The sequence below is a fragment of the Salmonella sp. SJTUF15591 genome (assembly GCF_043356435.1).
In the GTDB taxonomy this organism is placed as follows: Bacteria; Pseudomonadota; Gammaproteobacteria; order Enterobacterales; family Enterobacteriaceae; genus Salmonella; species Salmonella enterica.
Genome location: NZ_JBEUJO010000005.1, coordinates 153,040 through 172,187 on the forward strand (window position 1 = coordinate 153,040; position 19,148 = coordinate 172,187).

Sequence of the window (19,148 nt, forward strand, 5' to 3'; positions counted from 1 at the left end):
CGTCTGGCCCACAATTTACGCGGCGATCTCCGGCGAGCTTTCTTCCTCAATATTGAGACGCCAGCCAGTTACCGCTTCCCAGTACTGCTGTTCTTTTTCCAGATCAAGCAGTACCAGCGCATTCTGGCTGAACCAGTCATGCGGAAAACATAACGTCCAGTGGCTGTCATCGGTCGTTAGCCGCAGCGTCGGCGGCGTGGTGGTCGCCTGTCGCTGGTTGTTCAGTAATACGCCCAGCCGAAGTAGCTGAATTAACGGCAGATACTGTTTTTTCTTAAACAGCGTAAAGCGGGGCATATCATCCAGTTTTATGGCTTTACGATGGTAACGCACCAGCGTCGCCATCATCATTTGCTGCTCCTGATTAAAGCCGGGCAAATCGCTGTGTTGCAGAATATAAGCCGAATGGCGATGTAAACCGCTGTGATTAATATTCAGTCCAACCTCATGCAGCATTGCCGCCCAGCGGAGCAACGCTTCAAGCTGCGGATGCGCCAGTTTTGGCTGCTGGGCCTGCCACTGCTCGTACATCTGCATGGTGGTTTCCAGCACGCGTCTGGCCTGTTCTCTGTCAATGTTGTATTGATTGGCCAGACTTTTTGCGGTACGGCTGCGAACATCCTGATGGCGGAAGCGGCCTTCCATTTCATACAGTACGCCTTCGCGCAACGCGCCGTCGGAAAGGCGAAGCTCGCGGATAGCCAGAGCATCAAAAACGCCGCACAGAATCGCCAGGCCCGGCACAAAGACCGCTTTTCGTTCTTCAGACAGACCCGGCAGGCTGAGCGCATTAAAGGAGCGGTGCTTCAACACTTCTGACTTCAGTTTATCGAGGCGCTCCGGCGTAATGAAGCCATCTTTCTCACCCAGCTCCAGGAGAACTTCATGAGCGGCCTTAATCGTACCGGAAGCGCCCATCGCCACGTTCCAACCCTGAATACGATACTGCCAGGTTAAGGTTTCCAGTTTTTGCGCCGCCGCCATTCGGGCGCGCTGGAAGTTTTCTTTATTGATAACGCCGCCGGGAAAGTAGAGCTGCGCGAAGCTCACGCAGCCCATACGACGGCTTTCAACCAGCCTGGGTTCGAAGTTTTCGCCAATGACCAGCTCTGTTGACCCGCCGCCGATATCGATCACCAGCTTGCGGCCTTTTTCCGGCTGCGTATGTTCTACGCCCATAAAAATCAGGCGTGCTTCTTCGTTACCGGAAATAATCTCTATCGGGTAGGGAATAACCTTTTCCGCGCGTTTGAGAAAATCAGCGGCATTTTGCGCCTGACGTAACGTATGGGTGCCTACGATACAGACGCTGGAAGGGGAGAAACCTTGTAAGCGTTCAGCAAACAACGACAGACAGCTAAGCCCCCGTTCCATGGCTTCTTCGCTGAGGTTGTTATCTGCGCCCAGCCCGTCCGCCAGATGGACGCGCTGTTTTAAGCGCCCGATAATCTGCATTGCGCCGTCAACCACGCGGGCAATGACCATATGAAAGCTGTTTGAGCCGAGATCGACCGCAGCGAACTCCTGCGGACGAGGGGATTTATCGTAAATTGGCATAGCGTTAGTCTGGTTGCTCGAGTGATTTGATGTAGTCATAAATTGCCAGCTGCGCCTGGACTTTACGGCGATTGCCGCGCGGTACGTAGCGGTTGCTGAGTTCTTTATCGATAAAACGCGCTTTTACCGTGTCGCTAAACAGAATGTCAATGATATCCAGGACGCGTTGTTTAAGCCGCGGGTCGAGGATAGGCGTAGCGACTTCGATACGGTAGTCAATATTACGCGTCATCCAGTCAGCTGAAGAGAGCCAAACTTGCTTATCACCGCCGTTTTCGAAAATATAAACCCGATCGTGTTCCAGATAGCGATCCACGATGCTAATCGCACGAATATTATCGCTAATGCCTTCCAGTTGCGGAATAAGAGAGCACATACCGCGCACCAGTAGATTGACCTGGACGCCCGAACCCGACGCGGCGTATAGCCTGTCGACCAACCCTTTATCGACCAGGTTGTTAAGCTTTAAGGTAATCCCTGACGGTAAGCCTTGCTGGGCATTGGCGATTTCACGATCGATCATCTCATACAGCAGGCGCCGTGAGTTTTGTGGAGAAACCATCAAATAATCGAAAGTGACCGGGCGATAGGGGTTTTCAATAAAATTAAAGACCCGGCGCACTTCATTGGTAATGCGCGCATCGGCGGTCAGCAGCGAATAATCGGTATACAGCCGCGCTGTTTTTTCGTTGAAGTTACCGGTGCCGATATGCGCATAACGTACCACGTCATCGCCCTCTTTTCGTGAGATGAGGAAGAGTTTGGCGTGAATTTTCAGCCCGGGCGCAGAGAAAATAACGTGGACGCCCGCTTCGGTTAACCGCTTGGCCCAGTGAATATTCGCCTCTTCATCGAAGCGCGCCTGCAACTCCACCACCACGGTAACTTTTTTGCCGTTATGGGCGGCATGGATCATCGAGTCAATAATGCGCGAGTCTTTCGCTACGCGATAAATATTGATTTTGATCGCCAGCACGCTTGGGTCAAACGACGCCTGACGCAGCAGTTCCAGCACATGTTCAAAGGTGTGATAAGGATAATAGAGCAGCACATCACGTTCGCGAATCGCGTCGAAACCGTTACGAAACTTCTCTTTATCAAACCAAAGATGGCGTAACCGCGGTAACGGCTTATTGACCAGGTTGGCTTTACCGACATTCGGAAAATTAATAAAGTCTTTAAAATTGTGGTAGCGCCCGCCGGGTACGATTGAGTCATACCGGGAGATCGTCAGTTTTTCCCGCAGCACGTCGACCAGCGCGGCGGGCATATCGCGTTGATAGACAAAGCGCACAGGTTCAGCGGTCAGGCGCTGCTTCAGGCTGGAAGACATCAGCTCCATCAGACTGGATTCCATCTCATGCACCAGGTCATATTCGGCATCGCGGGTCATTTTCATCGAATAGGCATTAAGCGCGTCATAGTCGAAGAACCCTTTAAAAATGTCATCCAGGCAGTAGCGCAGAATATTATCCAGAAGGATCATCGGTTTGCGTCTGCGTGGTGTTTCCGGCGGCAGATTAACGAAGCGTGGGACTTTGTCGGACGGTATCTCCAGCAGCGCATAGTTGATGGTGTCGCCGCGGATAATCTCCACCGCCAGATAGGTGTAATCATCTTTTAAAAACTGAACAAGATCCGTCTCCCGGTTAATGAGAATCGGGGTAATATGCTGGCGCAAATAGTGCTTAAAATAGTGGCGCAACCAGCTTTGTTGGTTCACCGAGAGCTGACGCTCGTTGATCAGAAAGATTTGATTACGCGCCATTTCCAGCAGTAATTCGTTGTACAGGCCGTCGAACTCCTGGTCTGCTTTCAACACGCGGGACTGAATTTTGCCTAACAAATGGCGTGAATGAGAATTTGAACCCTGTTCTTCGCTGATAATAATACGTCGTTTCAGTTCAGCGAAACGCACTTTGTAGAACTCGTCGAGGTTATTAGAATAGATTCCCAGGAACCGCATCCGCTCAATCAACGGGTTGGATTTGTCCGCCGCTTCCTGTAACACGCGTTCGTTAAATGCTAACCAGCTTAGTTCTTTCTCGATATATAGCTTTTCCTGACCCATTACTACCTATACTCCGTTTTATTCACGGGACACTGCCTGATGATTATGGCGAGCATTACGCGTTAATGTCCAACTGCGCCAGAAAAATATGACAATAAACTGATAGCATAAAGGAAGGGAAAAGAGTAGGCCGGATAGGCATTTATGCCGCCATCCGGCAAGCAGACGCAGTCCTGTTCGATGACGTATTATTCGTCAGACGCATAACCTTGCGGCGGCAGACGACGCCCGTCCAGCCAGGCGGCGTTATCGCGCATCTTTAGACGCCCCTGCGCAAACCAGCTAATCACCAGCGGATAAATCGCATGTTCCTGAGTCTGTACGCGTGCGGTGATATCATCTTCGCTGTCGTCGGCAAAAACCGGCACCTTCGCCTGGAGAATGACCGGGCCGCCGTCGAGTTCGTCTGTCACGAAATGCACCGAGGTACCGTGCTCCTCATCGCCGTTTTCCAGCGCCTGGCGATGGGTATGCAACCCTGGATATTTTGGCAGCAGGGAAGGGTGAATGTTCAGCAGACGCCCGTAGTAATGCGCGACAAACATCGGACTCAGAATACGCATAAAACCGGCCAGCACGACCACATCGGGCGCATACGCGTCTATCTTGCGAATCAACTCGCGATCGAAGGCGTCGCGGCTGTCAAACCGATCGGCAGTCAGCGCTTGCGCCGGAATACCGGCTTCTCTGGCGCGTTCAAGGCCGAACGCGTCGGCCTTATTGCTGAATACTGCCCTGAGGGTGCCTTTAATTTTCTTCGCTTCGCAGGCATCGATAATCGCCTGTAAATTGCTTCCATTGCCGGAAATCAGCACCACAATATTCATTATTCAATAACCACACGCTGTTCGGAATCAGAGGCTTTGATGATACCGATTTTCCATGCGTTTTCACCTTTCTCGTTTAGCAGAGCAAGCGCTTTGTCCGCTTCCGGAGCGGAGAGCGCAATCACCATGCCGACGCCGCAGTTAAAGGTACGGTACATTTCATGTCGGCTGACATTACCGGCGGTTTGCAGCCAGGTAAAGATGGCGGGCCACTGCCATGACGACTCATTAATTACCGCCTGGGTATTCTCCGGCAGAACGCGCGGAATATTTTCCCAAAAGCCGCCGCCGGTGAGGTGGGCGATAGCGTGTACATCGACGTTTTCAATCAGTTCCAGAACCGATTTTACGTAGATACGGGTCGGTTCAAGCAGATGATCGGCCAGCGGCTTCCCTTCCAGCAAAGTGGTTTGTGGGTCGCAGCCGCTAACGTCAATAATTTTCCGCACCAGCGAATATCCATTCGAGTGCGGGCCGCTGGAGCCGAGCGCAATCAGCACGTCGCCTTCGGCAACCCGGGAGCCGTCGATGATTTCTGATTTTTCGACTACGCCGACGCAGAAACCCGCCACATCGTAATCTTCGCCGTGATACATGCCCGGCATTTCCGCCGTCTCGCCGCCGACCAGCGCGCAGCCGGATTGCAGGCAGCCTTCGGCAATACCGTTGATCACGCTGGCGGCGGTATCGACATCCAGTTTACCCGTGGCATAGTAATCGAGGAAAAACAGCGGTTCCGCGCCCTGAACGACCAGATCGTTTACGCACATCGCCACCAGATCAATACCGATAGCGTCGTGACGCTTTAAGTCCATCGCCAGGCGAAGTTTCGTGCCTACGCCGTCAGTGCCGGAAACCAGTACCGGTTCACGATATTTTTGCGGCAACGCGCACAGCGCACCGAAACCGCCCAGACCGCCCATAACCTCCGGGCGGCGAGTTTTCTTCACTACGCCTTTGATTCGATCAACCAGAGCGTTACCCGCATCAATATCGACGCCGGCATCTTTATAGCTAAGAGAGGTCTTATCGGTCACTGCCTGGTTCCCCACGTTTTTTCTTGCGGTAAAAGTTAAATTCGGCGCAATTCTAACAGGGAAAGCAAACGTTTGCGAGCGTGGTCTGCGCCCTGGATATCCGGACGATTTTTTTGGCATGGTTTCGGTCGCTGCTTGAAAATTTCTCTGTTGGTAAAAAAGAAAAGGATATCCAGCACTTGGTTTACGACAGGCGGTCGGGACAGGCCATTCATCCTTAAAATTGCTAAGATTCAAACGGTTGTTAGCCTTTATCGCCTGTTTCAACGTGAGTGATTTATACTCACTTTTCCGCTATCTGCGCTTTTGGTTGATCCAGGTCAAGCATACATTGTGTTGCGTCAGAGAGGAAAAGCGGTATAATCCGGCGATTTTTTTTGTGGTTGCCAGTCATCTGAGGATAGGAGAAGAGTATGAAGATCGTGGAAGTCAAACACCCACTCGTCAAACACAAGCTGGGTCTGATGCGTGAAAACGACATTAGCACTAAACGCTTTCGTGAACTCGCCTCAGAAGTAGGCAGCCTGCTGACGTATGAAGCGACAGCCGACCTGGAAACGGAAAAAGTCACCATCGAAGGCTGGAATGGCCCGGTGGAAATCGACCAGATCAAAGGTAAAAAAATTACCGTTGTGCCGATTCTGCGCGCGGGTCTGGGCATGATGGAAGGCGTTCTGGAAAATGTACCGAGCGCGCGTATCAGCGTAGTCGGGATGTACCGTAACGAAGAGACGCTTGAGCCAGTACCTTATTTCCAGAAACTGGTATCGAACATTGATGAGCGCATGGCGCTGATCGTCGACCCGATGCTGGCGACCGGCGGTTCTGTCATCGCGACCATCGACCTGCTGAAAAAAGCAGGCTGTAGCAGCATTAAGGTGCTGGTGCTGGTCGCCGCGCCGGAAGGCATTGCGGCGCTGGAAAAAGCGCACCCGGACGTTGAACTGTACACCGCCTCTATCGATCAGGGGCTTAACGAGCACGGATACATTATTCCGGGGCTTGGCGATGCCGGCGATAAGATTTTTGGTACCAAATAAGTGAATAAATAATTAAAAGCCGACTTTAAGAGTCGGCTTTTTTTTGAATAAAACAACTCATAACAAACACACTTAGAGGAAAACACTATGACGCGCCGTGCTATCGGGGTGAGTGAAAGACCGCCGCTTTTACAGACAATCCCGCTTAGTTTACAGCACCTTTTCGCCATGTTTGGCGCGACCGTGCTGGTGCCAGTTCTGTTTCATATCAACCCCGCGACGGTGCTGCTGTTTAACGGTATCGGAACGTTGCTGTATCTCTTTATCTGCAAAGGTAAAATTCCGGCCTACCTCGGATCGAGCTTTGCCTTTATTTCCCCGGTACTACTGCTGTTGCCGCTGGGTTATGAAGTGGCGCTGGGCGGTTTTATTATGTGCGGCGTGCTGTTCTGTCTGGTCTCTTTCATCGTTAAAAAAGCGGGCACCGGCTGGCTGGATGTGATGTTCCCGCCTGCGGCAATGGGCGCAATCGTTGCCGTCATCGGTCTGGAGCTGGCTGGCGTCGCGGCGGGGATGGCCGGATTGCTGCCTGCGCAAGGGCAGTCGCCGGACACGAAAACAATTATCATCTCCATGGTCACGCTGGCGGTGACGGTGTTCGGCTCCGTACTGTTTCGCGGTTTCCTGGCGATCATTCCGATTTTGATCGGCGTGCTGGCGGGCTATGCGCTGTCATTCGCGCTGGGAGTGGTCGATACCACGCCGATTGCCCAGGCACACTGGTTTGCGCTACCGACTTTCTATACGCCGCGTTTTGAATGGTTCGCGATCCTGACGATTCTGCCCGCGGCGTTGGTCGTGATCGCCGAGCATGTCGGTCATCTGGTGGTGACGGCGAATATCGTCAAAAAGGATTTAGTGCGCGATCCCGGTTTGCACCGCTCGATGTTCGCTAACGGACTATCGACGATCGTTTCCGGTTTCTTCGGCTCCACGCCGAATACCACCTATGGGGAAAATATTGGCGTCATGGCGATCACCCGCGTTTACAGTACCTGGGTTATCGGCGGCGCGGCGATTTTCGCCATTCTGCTTTCCTGCGTCGGCAAACTGGCGGCGGCGATTCAGATTATCCCGTTACCCGTGATGGGCGGCGTCTCGCTGCTGTTGTACGGCGTTATCGGCGCGTCGGGGATTCGCGTATTGATCGAATCAAAAGTCGACTACAACAAAGCGCAAAACCTGATCCTCACCTCGGTGATTTTGATCATCGGCGTGAGCGGCGCGAAAGTGCATATCGGCGCGGCAGAATTGAAAGGGATGGCGCTGGCGACCATCGTCGGGATTTGCCTGAGCCTGATTTTTAAACTGATTAGCCTGTTGCGTCCGGAAGAAGTGGTACTGGAGGCAAATGATGCGGAGCCTCCGCATCAGTAACGGGTTGCCGGGCAGCGATGCTGCCCGGTTCTATCTCAAGGGAATTATGTGGTAAACTCAGCGCGATTTTATGTCATCCTGGGTTGAGGTATCTCTGAACACACCGGCACAGCTCTCTTTGCCACTTTATCTTCCTGACGACGAAACTTTCGCAAGTTTCTGGCCGGGGGATAACGCCTCTCTACTGGCCGCGTTACAAAACGTGTTGCGCCAGGAACATAGTGGATATATCTACCTTTGGGCGCGTGAAGGCGCGGGCCGCAGCCATTTGCTGCACGCCGCCTGCGCTGAACTGTCGCAGCGTGGAGATGCGGTAGGCTACGTCCCGCTCGATAAACGCACCTGGTTCGTGCCGGAAGTGCTCGACGGTATGGAACACCTCTCGCTGGTGTGTATTGATAACATTGAGTGTGTTGCTGGCGATGAACTGTGGGAGATGGCGATCTTTGATCTCTATAACCGCATTCTGGAGTCCGGTAAGACGCGGTTATTGATCACCGGCGATCGTCCGCCAAGACAGTTAAATCTGGGCTTGCCCGATCTCGCTTCCCGTCTGGACTGGGGGCAAATCTATAAACTCCAGCCTCTTTCCGATGAAGACAAACTTCAGGCGCTACAGTTGCGCGCCCGGTTACGGGGGTTTGAACTGCCGGAAGATGTCGGGCGGTTTTTACTCAAACGTCTTGATCGCGAAATGCGCACGCTGTTTATGACGCTGGATCAGCTCGATCATGCGTCGATCACTGCCCAGCGAAAACTGACGATCCCGTTTGTCAAAGAGATCCTGAAACTGTAATACGCCGCGACGGCGGCGTTCAACGGTTAACCGAGGATGTCCAGCACCTGCTCAGGCGGTCGGCCAATGCGCGCCTGGCCATTTGCTACCACAATGGGGCGCTCCATCAGTTTAGGGTGTTCAACCAGCGCCTGGATTAACGCCTCTTCACTTAGCTGGCTATCCGCCAGGTGAAGCGTCTTATAGAGATCTTCTTTCTGGCGCATCAGTTCGCGCGCGCTGGACATGCCCAACATACGCAGCAGTTCCCGCACGGTGGCGGCGTCGGCGGGCGTATCCAGATAAAGCACCACTTCCGGTTCCACGCCGTTAGATTTCAGCAGGTTCAGCGTGTCGCGGCTCTTCGAGCAGCGCGGGTTATGGTAGATTTTAATCGTGTCGGTCATGAGTTCTCCTTGTGACGCCATCCGGCTAATAAACGGCGATTACATTTTCGTGTATGGCTTGAAGCGTTCCTGTAACTGGCGCAGCTGGTCGATACGCGCATCGTAACGCGCCTGTTGCTGGCTACCCAGTTTTGCCTGGGCGCTGGCGCTACTGAGCAGTGAAATTGCCTGATCCAGTCGTCCCGCCAGCGCATAACTTTCAGCGCGCGCCGCCAGCTCCTGATCGCGGTTGTTCAGCGCGGCTTCGGCCTGAGCAAGCAGATCCCAGCCGTTACCGTCATCTTTATGGCTAAAGGTGTAGCGATTCAGAATGGTTTCCGCCGCTTTCGGCTGGCCTCCCTGGAGGTACGCATTGGCGAGGTTTAACTGCAGCACAGGATTAACGCGCAGATCGCGGGCATTTTTCAGGCGATTAATCGCGTCGTTGGCTCTTTTCTGCCCGAGGTCAATATCGGTGGCGAGGTCAAGATACCAGGCATTGTTCGGTTCCGCGCTTAATAGCGGCTGCAACGTTTTGCGCGCTTCATCGTACTTGCTCGCTTCCATCGCCTGCAACGCCCGGCCATATTGCGCCGCATGTTGCTGACGCACGTTGCCTTTAGACCACTGATCCAGCAGGTCGCTGGTAAGCTGGTTACGTCCGGAATTGTACATTCCCAGGGCGCGCGCTTTGGCGAGATAGAAGTCAGCGGAAGATTGCACCACGACCGGGCGCATCTGGTTGGCACGGTTGCGGGCATCCGCAAGGCGGCTTTCCGGTAAGGGGTGAGTGAGCAAAATTTCAGGCGGACGCGTGGAGTAACGCGCCTGGTCGAGCAGTTTTTCGAGGAAAGAGGGCATCGCCTGTGGGTCAAATCCGGCGCGTTGCAGTACCTGAATACCAATACGGTCGGCTTCTTGCTCATTTTGCTGGGTGAAACTTATCATTCCCTGGCGCGTTCCCGCCAGAGTACCGGTTAGCGCCGCCATACCGGCCTGTGGGCTAGCCATGGCCAGCAAAATGGAACCCAGCGCGCCCACCCAGGTAAGCGGCGCGCTGCGCTTTTGATCTTCCATCGCGCGCGCCAGGTGGCGCTGCGTCACGTGGGAGATTTCATGCGCCATGACTGAAGCTAGCTGGCTTTCGTTATCCGCGTAGCGAAAAAGCGCCGAGTGCAGCACCACATTGCCGCCAAAGAACGCGAACGCGTTGATTTCGTCATTATTGATCAAGAAAAAATGGAAGGGCGTTTTGACGGAGTCGGCGTGCGAGACCAGACGCATACCCAGCGCGTTAATGTATTGCACCAGCAGCGGATCGTTGATTAACGGCGCGCTGCCGCGTAGCTGGCGCACATAAAAGTCGCCCATTTGCATCTCTTGTCCGATAGAAAGCGTGCTTCCTGCCGAGGTTCCCATATCGGGCAGCGTGTCGGCAGGGTCGGCAAATGCGGGCGCGACCTGACCGAGAGCCAATGCTGCAATGAGGGTTGCCACCAGGTTTTTTTTCAACTGCCTGAACATAACCTCTATCCTGTTGTTTTGAGATAGCCCTTTGACCAACGTCGTGAAATATCGTTCCACGCTCCGACACTTCATAAGTGTAACTGTGATGAGCACAGACTCACTATTTTAGTTTCCTGAATCAACGATAAAAAGCGAAGTCTTTTTTGTGACATTTCGATACAATTCGGCATCACAATCCCGCAGTTGAGTTCTGGGAAGGGTTTTATGCTCGAAATGTTAATGCAATGGTATCGCCGTCGCTTCAGCGACCCGGAGGCGATTGCCTTGCTGGTCATTCTGGTGGCTGGTTTTAGCATCCTCTTTTTCTTTAGCGGCCTGTTAGCGCCGCTGCTGGTCGCTATCGTACTGGCCTACCTGCTGGAGTGGCCGACGGCGCGCCTGCAGGCGATTGGCTGTTCCCGGCGCTGGGCAGCCTCCATTGTCCTTATCCTCTTTGTCGGCATTCTGTTATTAATGGCGTTTGTGGTGATGCCGATTGCCTGGCAGCAGGGTATTTACCTGATTCGTGATATGCCCGGTATGCTGAATAAACTGTCCGATTTTGCCGCGACCTTGCCGCGACGCTATCCGGCGCTGATGGATGCGGGCATTATTGATGCGATGGCGGAAAACATGCGTACCCGGATGCTTAACATGGGCGATTCGGTGGTGAAGTATTCGCTGGCTTCGTTAGTCGGGCTACTGACGCTGGCTGTATATCTGGTGCTGGTGCCGCTGATGGTCTTTTTCCTGGTAAAAGATAAAGAGCAGATGCTGAATGCCGTGCGCCGCGTGCTGCCGCGTAATCGCGGGCTGGCGGGGCAGGTGTGGAATGAGATGAATCAGCAGATCACCAACTATATCCGCGGAAAAGTGCTGGAGATGGTGGTGGTGGGCGTAGCGACCTGGCTGGGCTTTTTGCTGTTTGGCCTCAACTATTCGCTACTGTTGGCGGTACTGGTGGGCTTTTCGGTTCTGATCCCCTATATCGGCGCCTTTGTGGTGACAATTCCGGTGGTGGGCGTCGCGCTGTTTCAGTTTGGCCTGGGGACGGAATTCTGGAGCTGTTTTGCCGTTTATCTGATTATTCAGGCGCTGGATGGCAATCTGCTGGTACCGGTACTTTTCTCCGAAGCGGTGAATTTGCATCCGCTGGTGATTATTCTGTCAGTGGTGATTTTCGGCGGTCTGTGGGGTTTCTGGGGAGTGTTTTTCGCCATTCCATTGGCGACGCTGATTAAAGCCGTTGTCCATGCCTGGCCGGATGGTCAGGTGACAGATGCCTCATCCTGAGCGGCCTGTACAAAAGTTGTAAAGCGTGAACGACATCATAGTGCCCTGCCGCCATTTTGCGCACGCCTGATGAGGGACAAGCGCTTAGAAAGCCGCTCTTTTTTTTAATGCCGCACCGTGTTGCGGCATTTTTATTGTTGGAACCTACAAAATTCTCGCTGTAAAGCCGCCAAAATTTGGTGACTTAGCCTAAGCATTCTTCTGAGAAATTCGTTAATAAGTGACATCATTGATGCGAGATTGTTTTTTTAATGTGAAGCGATAACGAAACAGGGAATGAGTGTGTTGAGAAAACATTACTTGAAAGGGTATACCGCGCGGCAAATTGTACAGCGAGCCATGAAAATTATTCCTTACTCGGTAAACGTCATGGATGAACATGGCGTCATTATCGCGTCTGGCGAACCTTCGCGGCTTCGCCAGCGTCACGAAGGGGCCATTCTGGCGCTGAAGGAAAACCGTATTGTAGAAATTGATTCCGCTACCGCCAATCAGCTAAAAGGCGTGCGATCCGGCATTAATCTTCCCATCTCTTTTCATGAACAGCTTATCGGCGTGGTCGGCATTACCGGCGAACCGGAGGAGGTTCGCGCGTATGCCGAGCTGGTTAAAATGGCGGCGGAGCTGGTGATCGAGCATATGGTGCTGATCGAACAGCGACAGTGGGATAAACGCTATCGCGAAGAGCTGATCAACCAATTGATTTTGCGAGAAAATTCAACAGAGTCGTTGCGCTCTATGGCGGCCTATCTGGGCATTGATCTGGCGGTTCCCAGAGTGGTGCTGATTATTGAACTTTCCCAGCCGGATCGCGAAGCGCTGCGCAATGTAATGGATTATTTCGAGAATCACGCGCGCAACCATTTGGTGACGTTTACCGAATTTAATGAATTAATCATTATTAAGCCTATCACGTTAAAAGAGGGAAAGTGGAATACCCGCCAGGAAATGGGCGAATTGCAGATTTTTAAATCATGGGCTGCATCATCGGGCGTTAGCCGTATTTTGGTTGGGGGTTATTTTGCCGGCGAGACGGGATTGCACCGATCTTTGCTCACTGCGAGAGCCACGCAGGCGATGGCGAAAAGACAAAAGCTGCGCAGCCAGTACATTTTTTATCATGACCATGCGCTTCCCGCGCTGCTAAGCGGGCTGTCTGAAAGTTGGCAAGTGCAGGAGTTATCGCGTCTGTGGCTGCAACTGGCGCAACATGACGCGAAAGGCGTATTGCAACAGACGCTGCGGACCTGGTTTGAACATAATTGTGACCTGACGCAAACGGCCAAAGCATTGCATATTCATGTGAATACATTGCGCTATCGCTTACAGCGCTGTGAGGATATTACGCACATAAAAATCAACGAGTTAAAAAGTACGCTTTGGCTTTATATCGGTATGGAGCTCCAGGCCGAATCTGTACCGTCCGACAAGTTACCGCTGCCAGGTCGAATCGAAATTTGTTGAAAGCTCCAGCGGATTTTTAGGCGGGTTTTTCCATACTGCGCGCTCCATGTTAAAGGAGGCGCAGTATATGACGTCGATATCCACCCTGGGAGCCATTGCCGCATTGGTTGTGGCCATCGTATTAATTTTAAGAAAAGTGTCGCCAGCCTACGGCATGATGGCGGGCGCGCTGGTCGGCGGTTTGATTGGCGGCGCCGATCTTCTGCAAACCGTGTCGCTGATGGTGTCAGGCGCGCAGGGCATCGTTAATGCCGTATTGCGTATTCTGGCCGCAGGCGTACTGGCGGGCGTATTAATTGAGTCCGGGGCGGCGAATACGATTGCTGAGACGATTGTCCGCAAAGTGGGGGAAACCCGGGCATTATTGGCATTAGCCATTGCCACACTATGTTTGACCGCCGTCGGCGTATTTATTGATGTGGCGGTGATTACCGTCGCGCCGATTGCGCTGTCGATTGCGCGTAATGCAGGCCTGTCAAAAAGCGCTATTCTGCTGGCGATGGTTGGCGGCGGCAAAGCGGGTAACGTGATGTCACCTAACCCGAACGCTATTGCCGCCTCCGATGCGTTTCATGTTCCTCTTACCTCTATTATGCTGGCGGGCGTGGTTCCGGGCATCGTTGGGCTTATTATCGCCTATCTGTTAGCGAAACGGCTGAATAATAAAGGCGCGGGCGTCGCCGATCATGAAGTGACTCACCATGATGACTCCGTCGCCAGACCCGGCTTTCTGGTGGCGATTAGCGCGCCGCTGGTCGCTATTTTCCTGCTTTCTCTCCGTCCGTTTGCCGGCATTTCCATTGACCCGTTAATTGCCCTGCCCGTAGGGGGATTGGTCGGTCTGTTGTTGATGGGACGCGCGCGCCACTGTAACCAGTACATGGTCGCTGGTCTGATGCGTATGGCGCCTGTCGCTATTATGTTGCTGGGAACCGGTACGCTGGCCGGCATTATCGCTAATTCCGAACTTAAAGATGTCCTGATTCATGGCCTCACCGCTTCGGGATTGCCGTCCTGGCTGCTGGCGCCCGTGTCTGGCGCCATGATGTCAATGGCGACGGCCTCAACCACGGCGGGAACGGCGGTGGCGTCCGGCGTTTTCTCTCCCACGTTACTTGAACTTGGCGTTTCCGCCCTGGCGGGAGCCGCTATGATCCATGCGGGCGCCACGGTGCTGGACCATCTGCCGCACGGCAGCTTTTTCCACGCGACGGGCGGCAGCGTCAATATGCAAATTCATGAACGTTTAAAGCTAATGCCGTATGAAACGCTGGTGGGGTTAGCCATTACCTTTATTTCTACTCTGATGTTCGGTTTCTTTGGTTTTGCAGGATAATCCCTATGAAAATTGTTATTGCTCCTGATTCATTTAAAGAAAGTTTGTCCGCAATGGCGGTCGCTGAGGCGATAGAAAAGGGGTTCCGCGAAATTTATCCTGACGCCGACTACGTTAAAGTGCCCATGGCGGATGGCGGGGAAGGAACCGTACAATCAATGGTGGAGGCCAGCGGCGGGCGTTATGTCGACCAGTGGGTACAAGGCCCGCTTGGGCAACCGGTGGCCGCGCGCTGGGGAATGCTGGGCGATAGCGATACCGCCGTGATTGAAATGGCGGCGGCATCCGGGCTGCATCACGTTTCGCCTGAATTGCGCAACCCGCTTAATACCACCAGCTACGGCACCGGCGAGTTAATCGTCGCGGCGCTGGAGCGTGGCGTAAAGCGTATTATTCTGGGAATTGGCGGCAGCGCGACGAATGACGGCGGCGCGGGGATGATGCAGGCGCTTGGCGTTATATTGCGCGATAAACAGGGGCGCTCGCTTTCTCCGGGCGGCGAGGCGCTGGCGGCGCTGGCCTCTATCGATCTGTCCGGTTGTCACCCATTGCTGCGTAAGGTATCGATAACCGTGGCGTGCGATGTCAACAATCCGCTGTGTGGTCCCCATGGCGCATCGGCCATTTTTGGCCCACAAAAAGGGGCGACAGCGGAAATGGTGAATACCCTGGACGCGGCGCTGGAAAACTGGGGCCGGCATATTTATCAGGCTACGGGACGTGAGGTGATTAACGCTCCCGGCGCGGGTGCGGCAGGTGGAATGGGCGCCGCGCTTTTAGGATTGCTCAATGCGGAATTACGCGCCGGCGTAGAGATTGTCGTGGAAACGCTACAGCTTGAGCAGGCGGTTAAAGATGCCGATCTGGTGATTACCGGAGAAGGGCGGCTGGACAGCCAAAGTATTTGCGGCAAGACGCCGATTGGCGTCGCCAGAGTGGCGAAGCGGTATCATAAACCGGTTATCGCGCTCGCCGGTGGGCTGCAACACGATCATCACGTTGTGTATCAACAGGGTATCGATGCGGCGCTGTCGATTTTGTCGCATATCGTTACGCTGCCGGAAGCCTTACACGAGGCGGAATATAACCTGAGCCTGTCGGCGCGCAATGTAGCGGCGATATGGCGTCTGGCGCGGCAAGCCTGACGGCGCATTCCCTTTCCAGGCCGCACATCAGCGCGGCCTGAGGCTTTTACGCGTTTTCTTTCAGCCAGTTCAACACCACATCATGGTGATTGCTGGTTTTAAAATCATTAAAGACGTGTTCAATCTTACCATCAGCGTCAATCAAAAAGCTGATGCGGTGAATGCCGTCATACGTTTTGCCCATAAACGACTTTTCGCCCCAGACGCCGAACTGTTCACACACCTGATGGTTTTCATCGGACAAAAGGGTAAAGTTCAGCAGCTCTTTTTCAGCGAAACGGGAGAGTTTTTCAGGTTTATCGGTGCTGATGCCCAGCACGTCCACGCCTGCTTTTTTGAGCTCGTCCATGTTATCGCGTAAGCCGCAGGCCTGCACGGTACAGCCGGGTGTCATGGCTTTTGGGTAGAAATAAACCAGAACGCGCTGTCCCTGGAAGTCGGTCAAATTTACTTGTTCCCCGTCTTGATCCGGCAAGCTAAATTTCGGTGCGATATCACCGGCTTTCAGTGGATTCATTACTTAACTCCATCCTGTTCATCATGTTGTGAGTAATTGACGACGTTTATACTGCCTTGCGCATTGAGTTCTGTACATAGTGCTTTAAAGGCTTGCTCAATATTTGCGGAATTTTGCGACGCCGGGCTATGTGCGGTGATTTGAATAAATAATTGCGCAGCTTTATCACCTTCAGCCGGCTGCGTGCGGGAGACCAGCTCCGCAATATTCATTTCATGACTATTAAACAGCGCGGTGAATCGCTCAATTAAATGCGGGGAGTCGGCGACCTCAACCTGAACCCATACCGTCGCGGGCATTGCCGGGCGGGGGCGGTCGGACGTCCGTTTCATCACAATCAGCAGATCCAGCTCCGCGCCTTTTAACGGCAATGTCGATTCAATCAAGGTAATCGCGTTCCACGTGCCGGACAACAGCATAATAAACGTGAATTCATCGCCCAGCATCGCCAGTCGGCTGTCTTCGATATTACAGCCGCAACTGCTGACATGGCGAGTAATGGTATTCACAATACCGGGCCTGTCGGCGCCCAGCGCAGTGATAACCAAATAGTGTTGTGATGACGGTGTCAAACCAGTTATTCCTTTGAGCGGTGAGGTAATCTTAAGGAAACCATAAAAAAAACCTGCATACAACAATCAGAACGGCTTTGGTCGCTTGCTTTTATTGCCATACCAAACGTACCATTGAGAGACTTGTTTGCACAGAGGATGGCCCATGTTCACGGGAAGTATTGTCGCGCTTGTTACGCCGATGGATGAGAAAGGTAACGTCAGTAGGTCTTGCCTGAAAAAACTCATTGATTATCATGTCGCCAACGGTACCTCGGCGATTGTTTCGGTTGGCACCACCGGCGAGTCTGCCACGCTAAGCCATGATGAACATGGCGATGTCGTGATGATGACGCTGGAACTGGCTGACGGACGTATTCCGGTTATCGCCGGCACGGGCGCAAACGCGACCGCGGAAGCGATTAGCCTGACGCAGCGTTTTAACGATAGCGGCATTGTTGGCTGCCTGACGGTGACGCCGTACTACAATCGCCCCACGCAGGAAGGTTTGTTCCAGCATTTCAAAGCCATCGCGGAACACACTGACTTGCCGCAAATTCTGTATAATGTGCCGTCCCGTACCGGCTGCGACATGTTGCCGGAAACCGTGGGTCGTCTGGCGGAAATAAAAAATATTATCGCTATCAAAGAGGCGACAGGGAACTTAACCCGCGTTCACCAGATCAAAGAGCTGGTTTCAGACGATTTTATTCTGCTTAGCGGCGATGACGCGTCCGCGCTGGACTTTATGCAACTGGGTGGTCATGGCGTGATTTCCGTTACGGCTAACGTAGCGGCGCGCGAGATGGCTGACATGTGCAAACTGGCGGCGGAAGGGCAATTTGCCGAGGCGCGCGCTATCAACCAGCGTCTGATGCCGTTACACAACAAACTATTTGTCGAACCCAATCCTATCCCGGTGAAATGGGCATGTAAGGCATTGGGTCTTGTGGCGACCGACACGCTGCGCCTGCCAATGACACCTATCACGGACCATGGTCGTGACATCGTCAAAGCAGCGCTTCAGCATGCTGGCCTGCTGTAAAGTTTAGGGAGATTTGATGGCTTACTCAGTACAAAAGTCGCGCCTGGCGAAGGTTGCGGGTGTTTCGCTTGTTTTGCTGCTCGCTGCCTGTAGTTCCGATTCGCGCTACAAGCGCCAGGTAAGCGGCGATGAATCCTATCTGGATGCCGCGCCGCTTGCTGAACTTCACGCCCCGGCAGGAATGATCCTGCCGATAACGACCGGCGACTACGTTATTCCGGTCACGAAGGGGAGCGGCGCGGTTGGTAAGGCGTTGGATATCCGTCCGCCAGCGCAGCCGTTAGCGTTAGTGAGCGGCGCGCGTACCCAGTTCTCTGGCGATACCGCTACGCTATTGGTGGAAAATGGTCGTAGCAGCACGCTGTGGCCGCAAGTCGTCAGCGTGATTCAGGCGAAAAATTATCCGATTGAAAAACGTGACGATGCCAGCCAGACCCTGACGACCGATTGGGTGAACTGGAACCGCCTGGATGAAGACGAACAGTATCGTGGACGTTATCAAATCTCGGTGAAGCCGCAGGGCTATCAGCAGGCGGTAACGGTAAAACTGGTTAATCTGGAACAGGCTGGCAAGCCGGTCGCTGACGCGGCGTCGCTGCAGCGCTATAGCACGGAAATGATGAACGTCATTTCCGCCGGTCTGGATAAGACCGCTACGGATGCGGCAAATGCCGCGCAGAACCGTTCCGCCGCAACGATGGATGTGCAGAGCGCCGCTGATGATACCGGTTTACCTATGCTGGTCGTTCGCGGTCCGTTCAACCTCGTGTGGCAGCGCCTCCCGGCCGCGCTGGAAAAAGTGGGCATGAAAGTCACCGACAGCACTCGCTCTCAGGGCAGCATGGCGGTAACGTACAAACCGTTGTCTGACAGCGACTGGCGGGATCTGGGCGCTAGCGACCCGGGCCTGGCATCCGGAGACTATAAATTGCAGGTCGGCGATTTAGATAACCGCAGCAGCTTGCAGTTTATCGATCCTAAGGGGCATACTCTGACGCAAAGCCAGAACGACGCGCTGGTTGCCGTCTTCCAGGCAGCGTTCAACAAGTAATTTAACAGGGCTGGAGTAATCCGGCCCTTTTTTCTGATAAGATACGCAAACGTGTGCGTCGGTACAAAAACGCGATTTAACCGCTATTTCGCACCACAATTACAGGCCGACGTCTCCGGCAGGCGTAGCAGGAAATGAATACTTATCGTTAATTCACACCCAGGAGTGTT

The 19,148-nt window shown here is 53.5% G+C and carries 17 protein-coding genes; 9 read left to right on the plus strand and 8 right to left on the minus strand.

What is annotated here, in order from left to right; all coding sequences use genetic code 11:
• Positions 1-15 precede the first annotated feature (15 nt).
• From ppx to purM, 4 genes are all read right to left on the minus strand, one after another.
• On the minus strand, positions 16-1,557 hold the full coding sequence (gene ppx, locus ABVM99_RS13350; RefSeq protein ID WP_023195872.1) for an exopolyphosphatase: 1,542 nt from the start codon (positions 1,555-1,557) through the stop codon (positions 16-18).
• Positions 1,558-1,561: 4 nt separating this feature from the next.
• Positions 1,562-3,628 (minus strand): polyphosphate kinase 1, encoded by a 2,067-nt coding sequence (ppk1, locus tag ABVM99_RS13355; RefSeq protein ID WP_000529555.1) that lies wholly within the window; start codon positions 3,626-3,628, stop codon positions 1,562-1,564.
• A 188-nt stretch (positions 3,629-3,816) separates the two neighbouring features.
• Positions 3,817-4,455 carry a phosphoribosylglycinamide formyltransferase gene (purN, locus tag ABVM99_RS13360; RefSeq protein WP_001028589.1) on the minus strand — a complete coding sequence of 213 codons (639 nt, stop codon included), beginning with the start codon at positions 4,453-4,455 and terminating at the stop codon, positions 3,817-3,819.
• Positions 4,455-5,492: a phosphoribosylformylglycinamidine cyclo-ligase gene (gene purM / locus ABVM99_RS13365; protein ID WP_000130477.1), complete on the minus strand. Its 1,038-nt coding sequence runs from the start codon at positions 5,490-5,492 to the stop codon at positions 4,455-4,457. The genes purN and purM overlap by 1 nt, the downstream gene beginning before the upstream one ends.
• 413 nt (positions 5,493-5,905) lie before the next feature.
• Between purM and upp the strand changes: the two genes are divergently transcribed.
• The 3 genes from upp to ABVM99_RS13380 all read left to right on the plus strand — a co-directional run bounded on the left by upp (position 5,906) and on the right by ABVM99_RS13380 (position 8,705).
• The gene (gene upp, locus ABVM99_RS13370; protein WP_000706208.1) at positions 5,906-6,532 is read left to right on the plus strand and encodes a uracil phosphoribosyltransferase; all 627 of its coding nucleotides are present in this window, start codon (positions 5,906-5,908) and stop codon (positions 6,530-6,532) included.
• Between the two features lie 87 nt (positions 6,533-6,619).
• Complete coding sequence (uraA, locus tag ABVM99_RS13375; protein ID WP_000198343.1) at positions 6,620-7,909, plus strand: uracil permease; 1,290 nt, start codon at positions 6,620-6,622, stop codon at positions 7,907-7,909.
• 94 nt (positions 7,910-8,003) lie between these two features.
• Positions 8,004-8,705: a DnaA inactivator Hda gene (locus tag ABVM99_RS13380; RefSeq protein WP_061835882.1), complete on the plus strand. Its 702-nt coding sequence runs from the start codon at positions 8,004-8,006 to the stop codon at positions 8,703-8,705.
• 26 nt (positions 8,706-8,731) lie between these two features.
• Here ABVM99_RS13380 and arsC read toward each other — a convergent pair whose 3' ends face one another.
• Complete coding sequence (gene arsC, locus ABVM99_RS13385; RefSeq protein WP_000132650.1) at positions 8,732-9,091, minus strand: arsenate reductase (glutaredoxin); 360 nt, start codon at positions 9,089-9,091, stop codon at positions 8,732-8,734.
• 39 nt (positions 9,092-9,130) lie between these two features.
• Entirely contained in the window at positions 9,131-10,594 is a 1,464-nt protein-coding gene (gene bepA, locus ABVM99_RS13390; RefSeq protein ID WP_000489631.1) for a beta-barrel assembly-enhancing protease, read from the minus strand.
• 207 nt (positions 10,595-10,801) lie between these two features.
• Here bepA and ABVM99_RS13395 point away from each other — a divergent pair, with 207 nt between their 5' ends.
• The 4 genes from ABVM99_RS13395 (at position 10,802) to ABVM99_RS13410 (ending at position 15,814) form a co-directional block, all read left to right on the plus strand.
• A complete protein-coding gene (locus tag ABVM99_RS13395) occupies positions 10,802-11,869 on the plus strand; it encodes an AI-2E family transporter (protein WP_000892056.1) in 1,068 nt (355 codons plus the stop codon).
• A 276-nt stretch (positions 11,870-12,145) separates the two neighbouring features.
• Complete coding sequence (locus ABVM99_RS13400; protein ID WP_023205179.1) at positions 12,146-13,333, plus strand: sugar diacid recognition domain-containing protein; 1,188 nt, start codon at positions 12,146-12,148, stop codon at positions 13,331-13,333.
• A 67-nt stretch (positions 13,334-13,400) separates the two neighbouring features.
• Positions 13,401-14,669, plus strand: a complete 1,269-nt coding sequence (locus ABVM99_RS13405) for a GntP family permease (RefSeq protein ID WP_000200859.1) — start codon at positions 13,401-13,403, stop codon at positions 14,667-14,669.
• A 5-nt stretch (positions 14,670-14,674) separates the two neighbouring features.
• Positions 14,675-15,814, plus strand: coding sequence for a glycerate kinase (locus ABVM99_RS13410; RefSeq protein WP_023195311.1), 1,140 nt, complete (start codon positions 14,675-14,677; stop codon positions 15,812-15,814).
• Positions 15,815-15,860: 46 nt separating this feature from the next.
• Here ABVM99_RS13410 and bcp read toward each other — a convergent pair whose 3' ends face one another.
• Positions 15,861-16,331 (minus strand): thioredoxin-dependent thiol peroxidase, encoded by a 471-nt coding sequence (bcp, locus tag ABVM99_RS13415; protein WP_001068686.1) that lies wholly within the window; start codon positions 16,329-16,331, stop codon positions 15,861-15,863.
• The gene (locus ABVM99_RS13420; RefSeq protein WP_000189061.1) at positions 16,331-16,903 is read right to left on the minus strand and encodes a glycine cleavage system transcriptional repressor; all 573 of its coding nucleotides are present in this window, start codon (positions 16,901-16,903) and stop codon (positions 16,331-16,333) included. The genes bcp and ABVM99_RS13420 overlap by 1 nt, the downstream gene beginning before the upstream one ends.
• 145 nt (positions 16,904-17,048) lie before the next feature.
• Between ABVM99_RS13420 and dapA the strand changes: the two genes are divergently transcribed.
• Together dapA and bamC are read left to right on the plus strand one after the other, a co-directional pair.
• Positions 17,049-17,927: a 4-hydroxy-tetrahydrodipicolinate synthase gene (gene dapA, locus ABVM99_RS13425; protein ID WP_000494020.1), complete on the plus strand. Its 879-nt coding sequence runs from the start codon at positions 17,049-17,051 to the stop codon at positions 17,925-17,927.
• Positions 17,928-17,943: 16 nt separating this feature from the next.
• Positions 17,944-18,978, plus strand: a complete 1,035-nt coding sequence (bamC, locus tag ABVM99_RS13430; protein WP_000331877.1) for an outer membrane protein assembly factor BamC — start codon at positions 17,944-17,946, stop codon at positions 18,976-18,978.
• Positions 18,979-19,148: the final 170 nt, after the last annotated feature.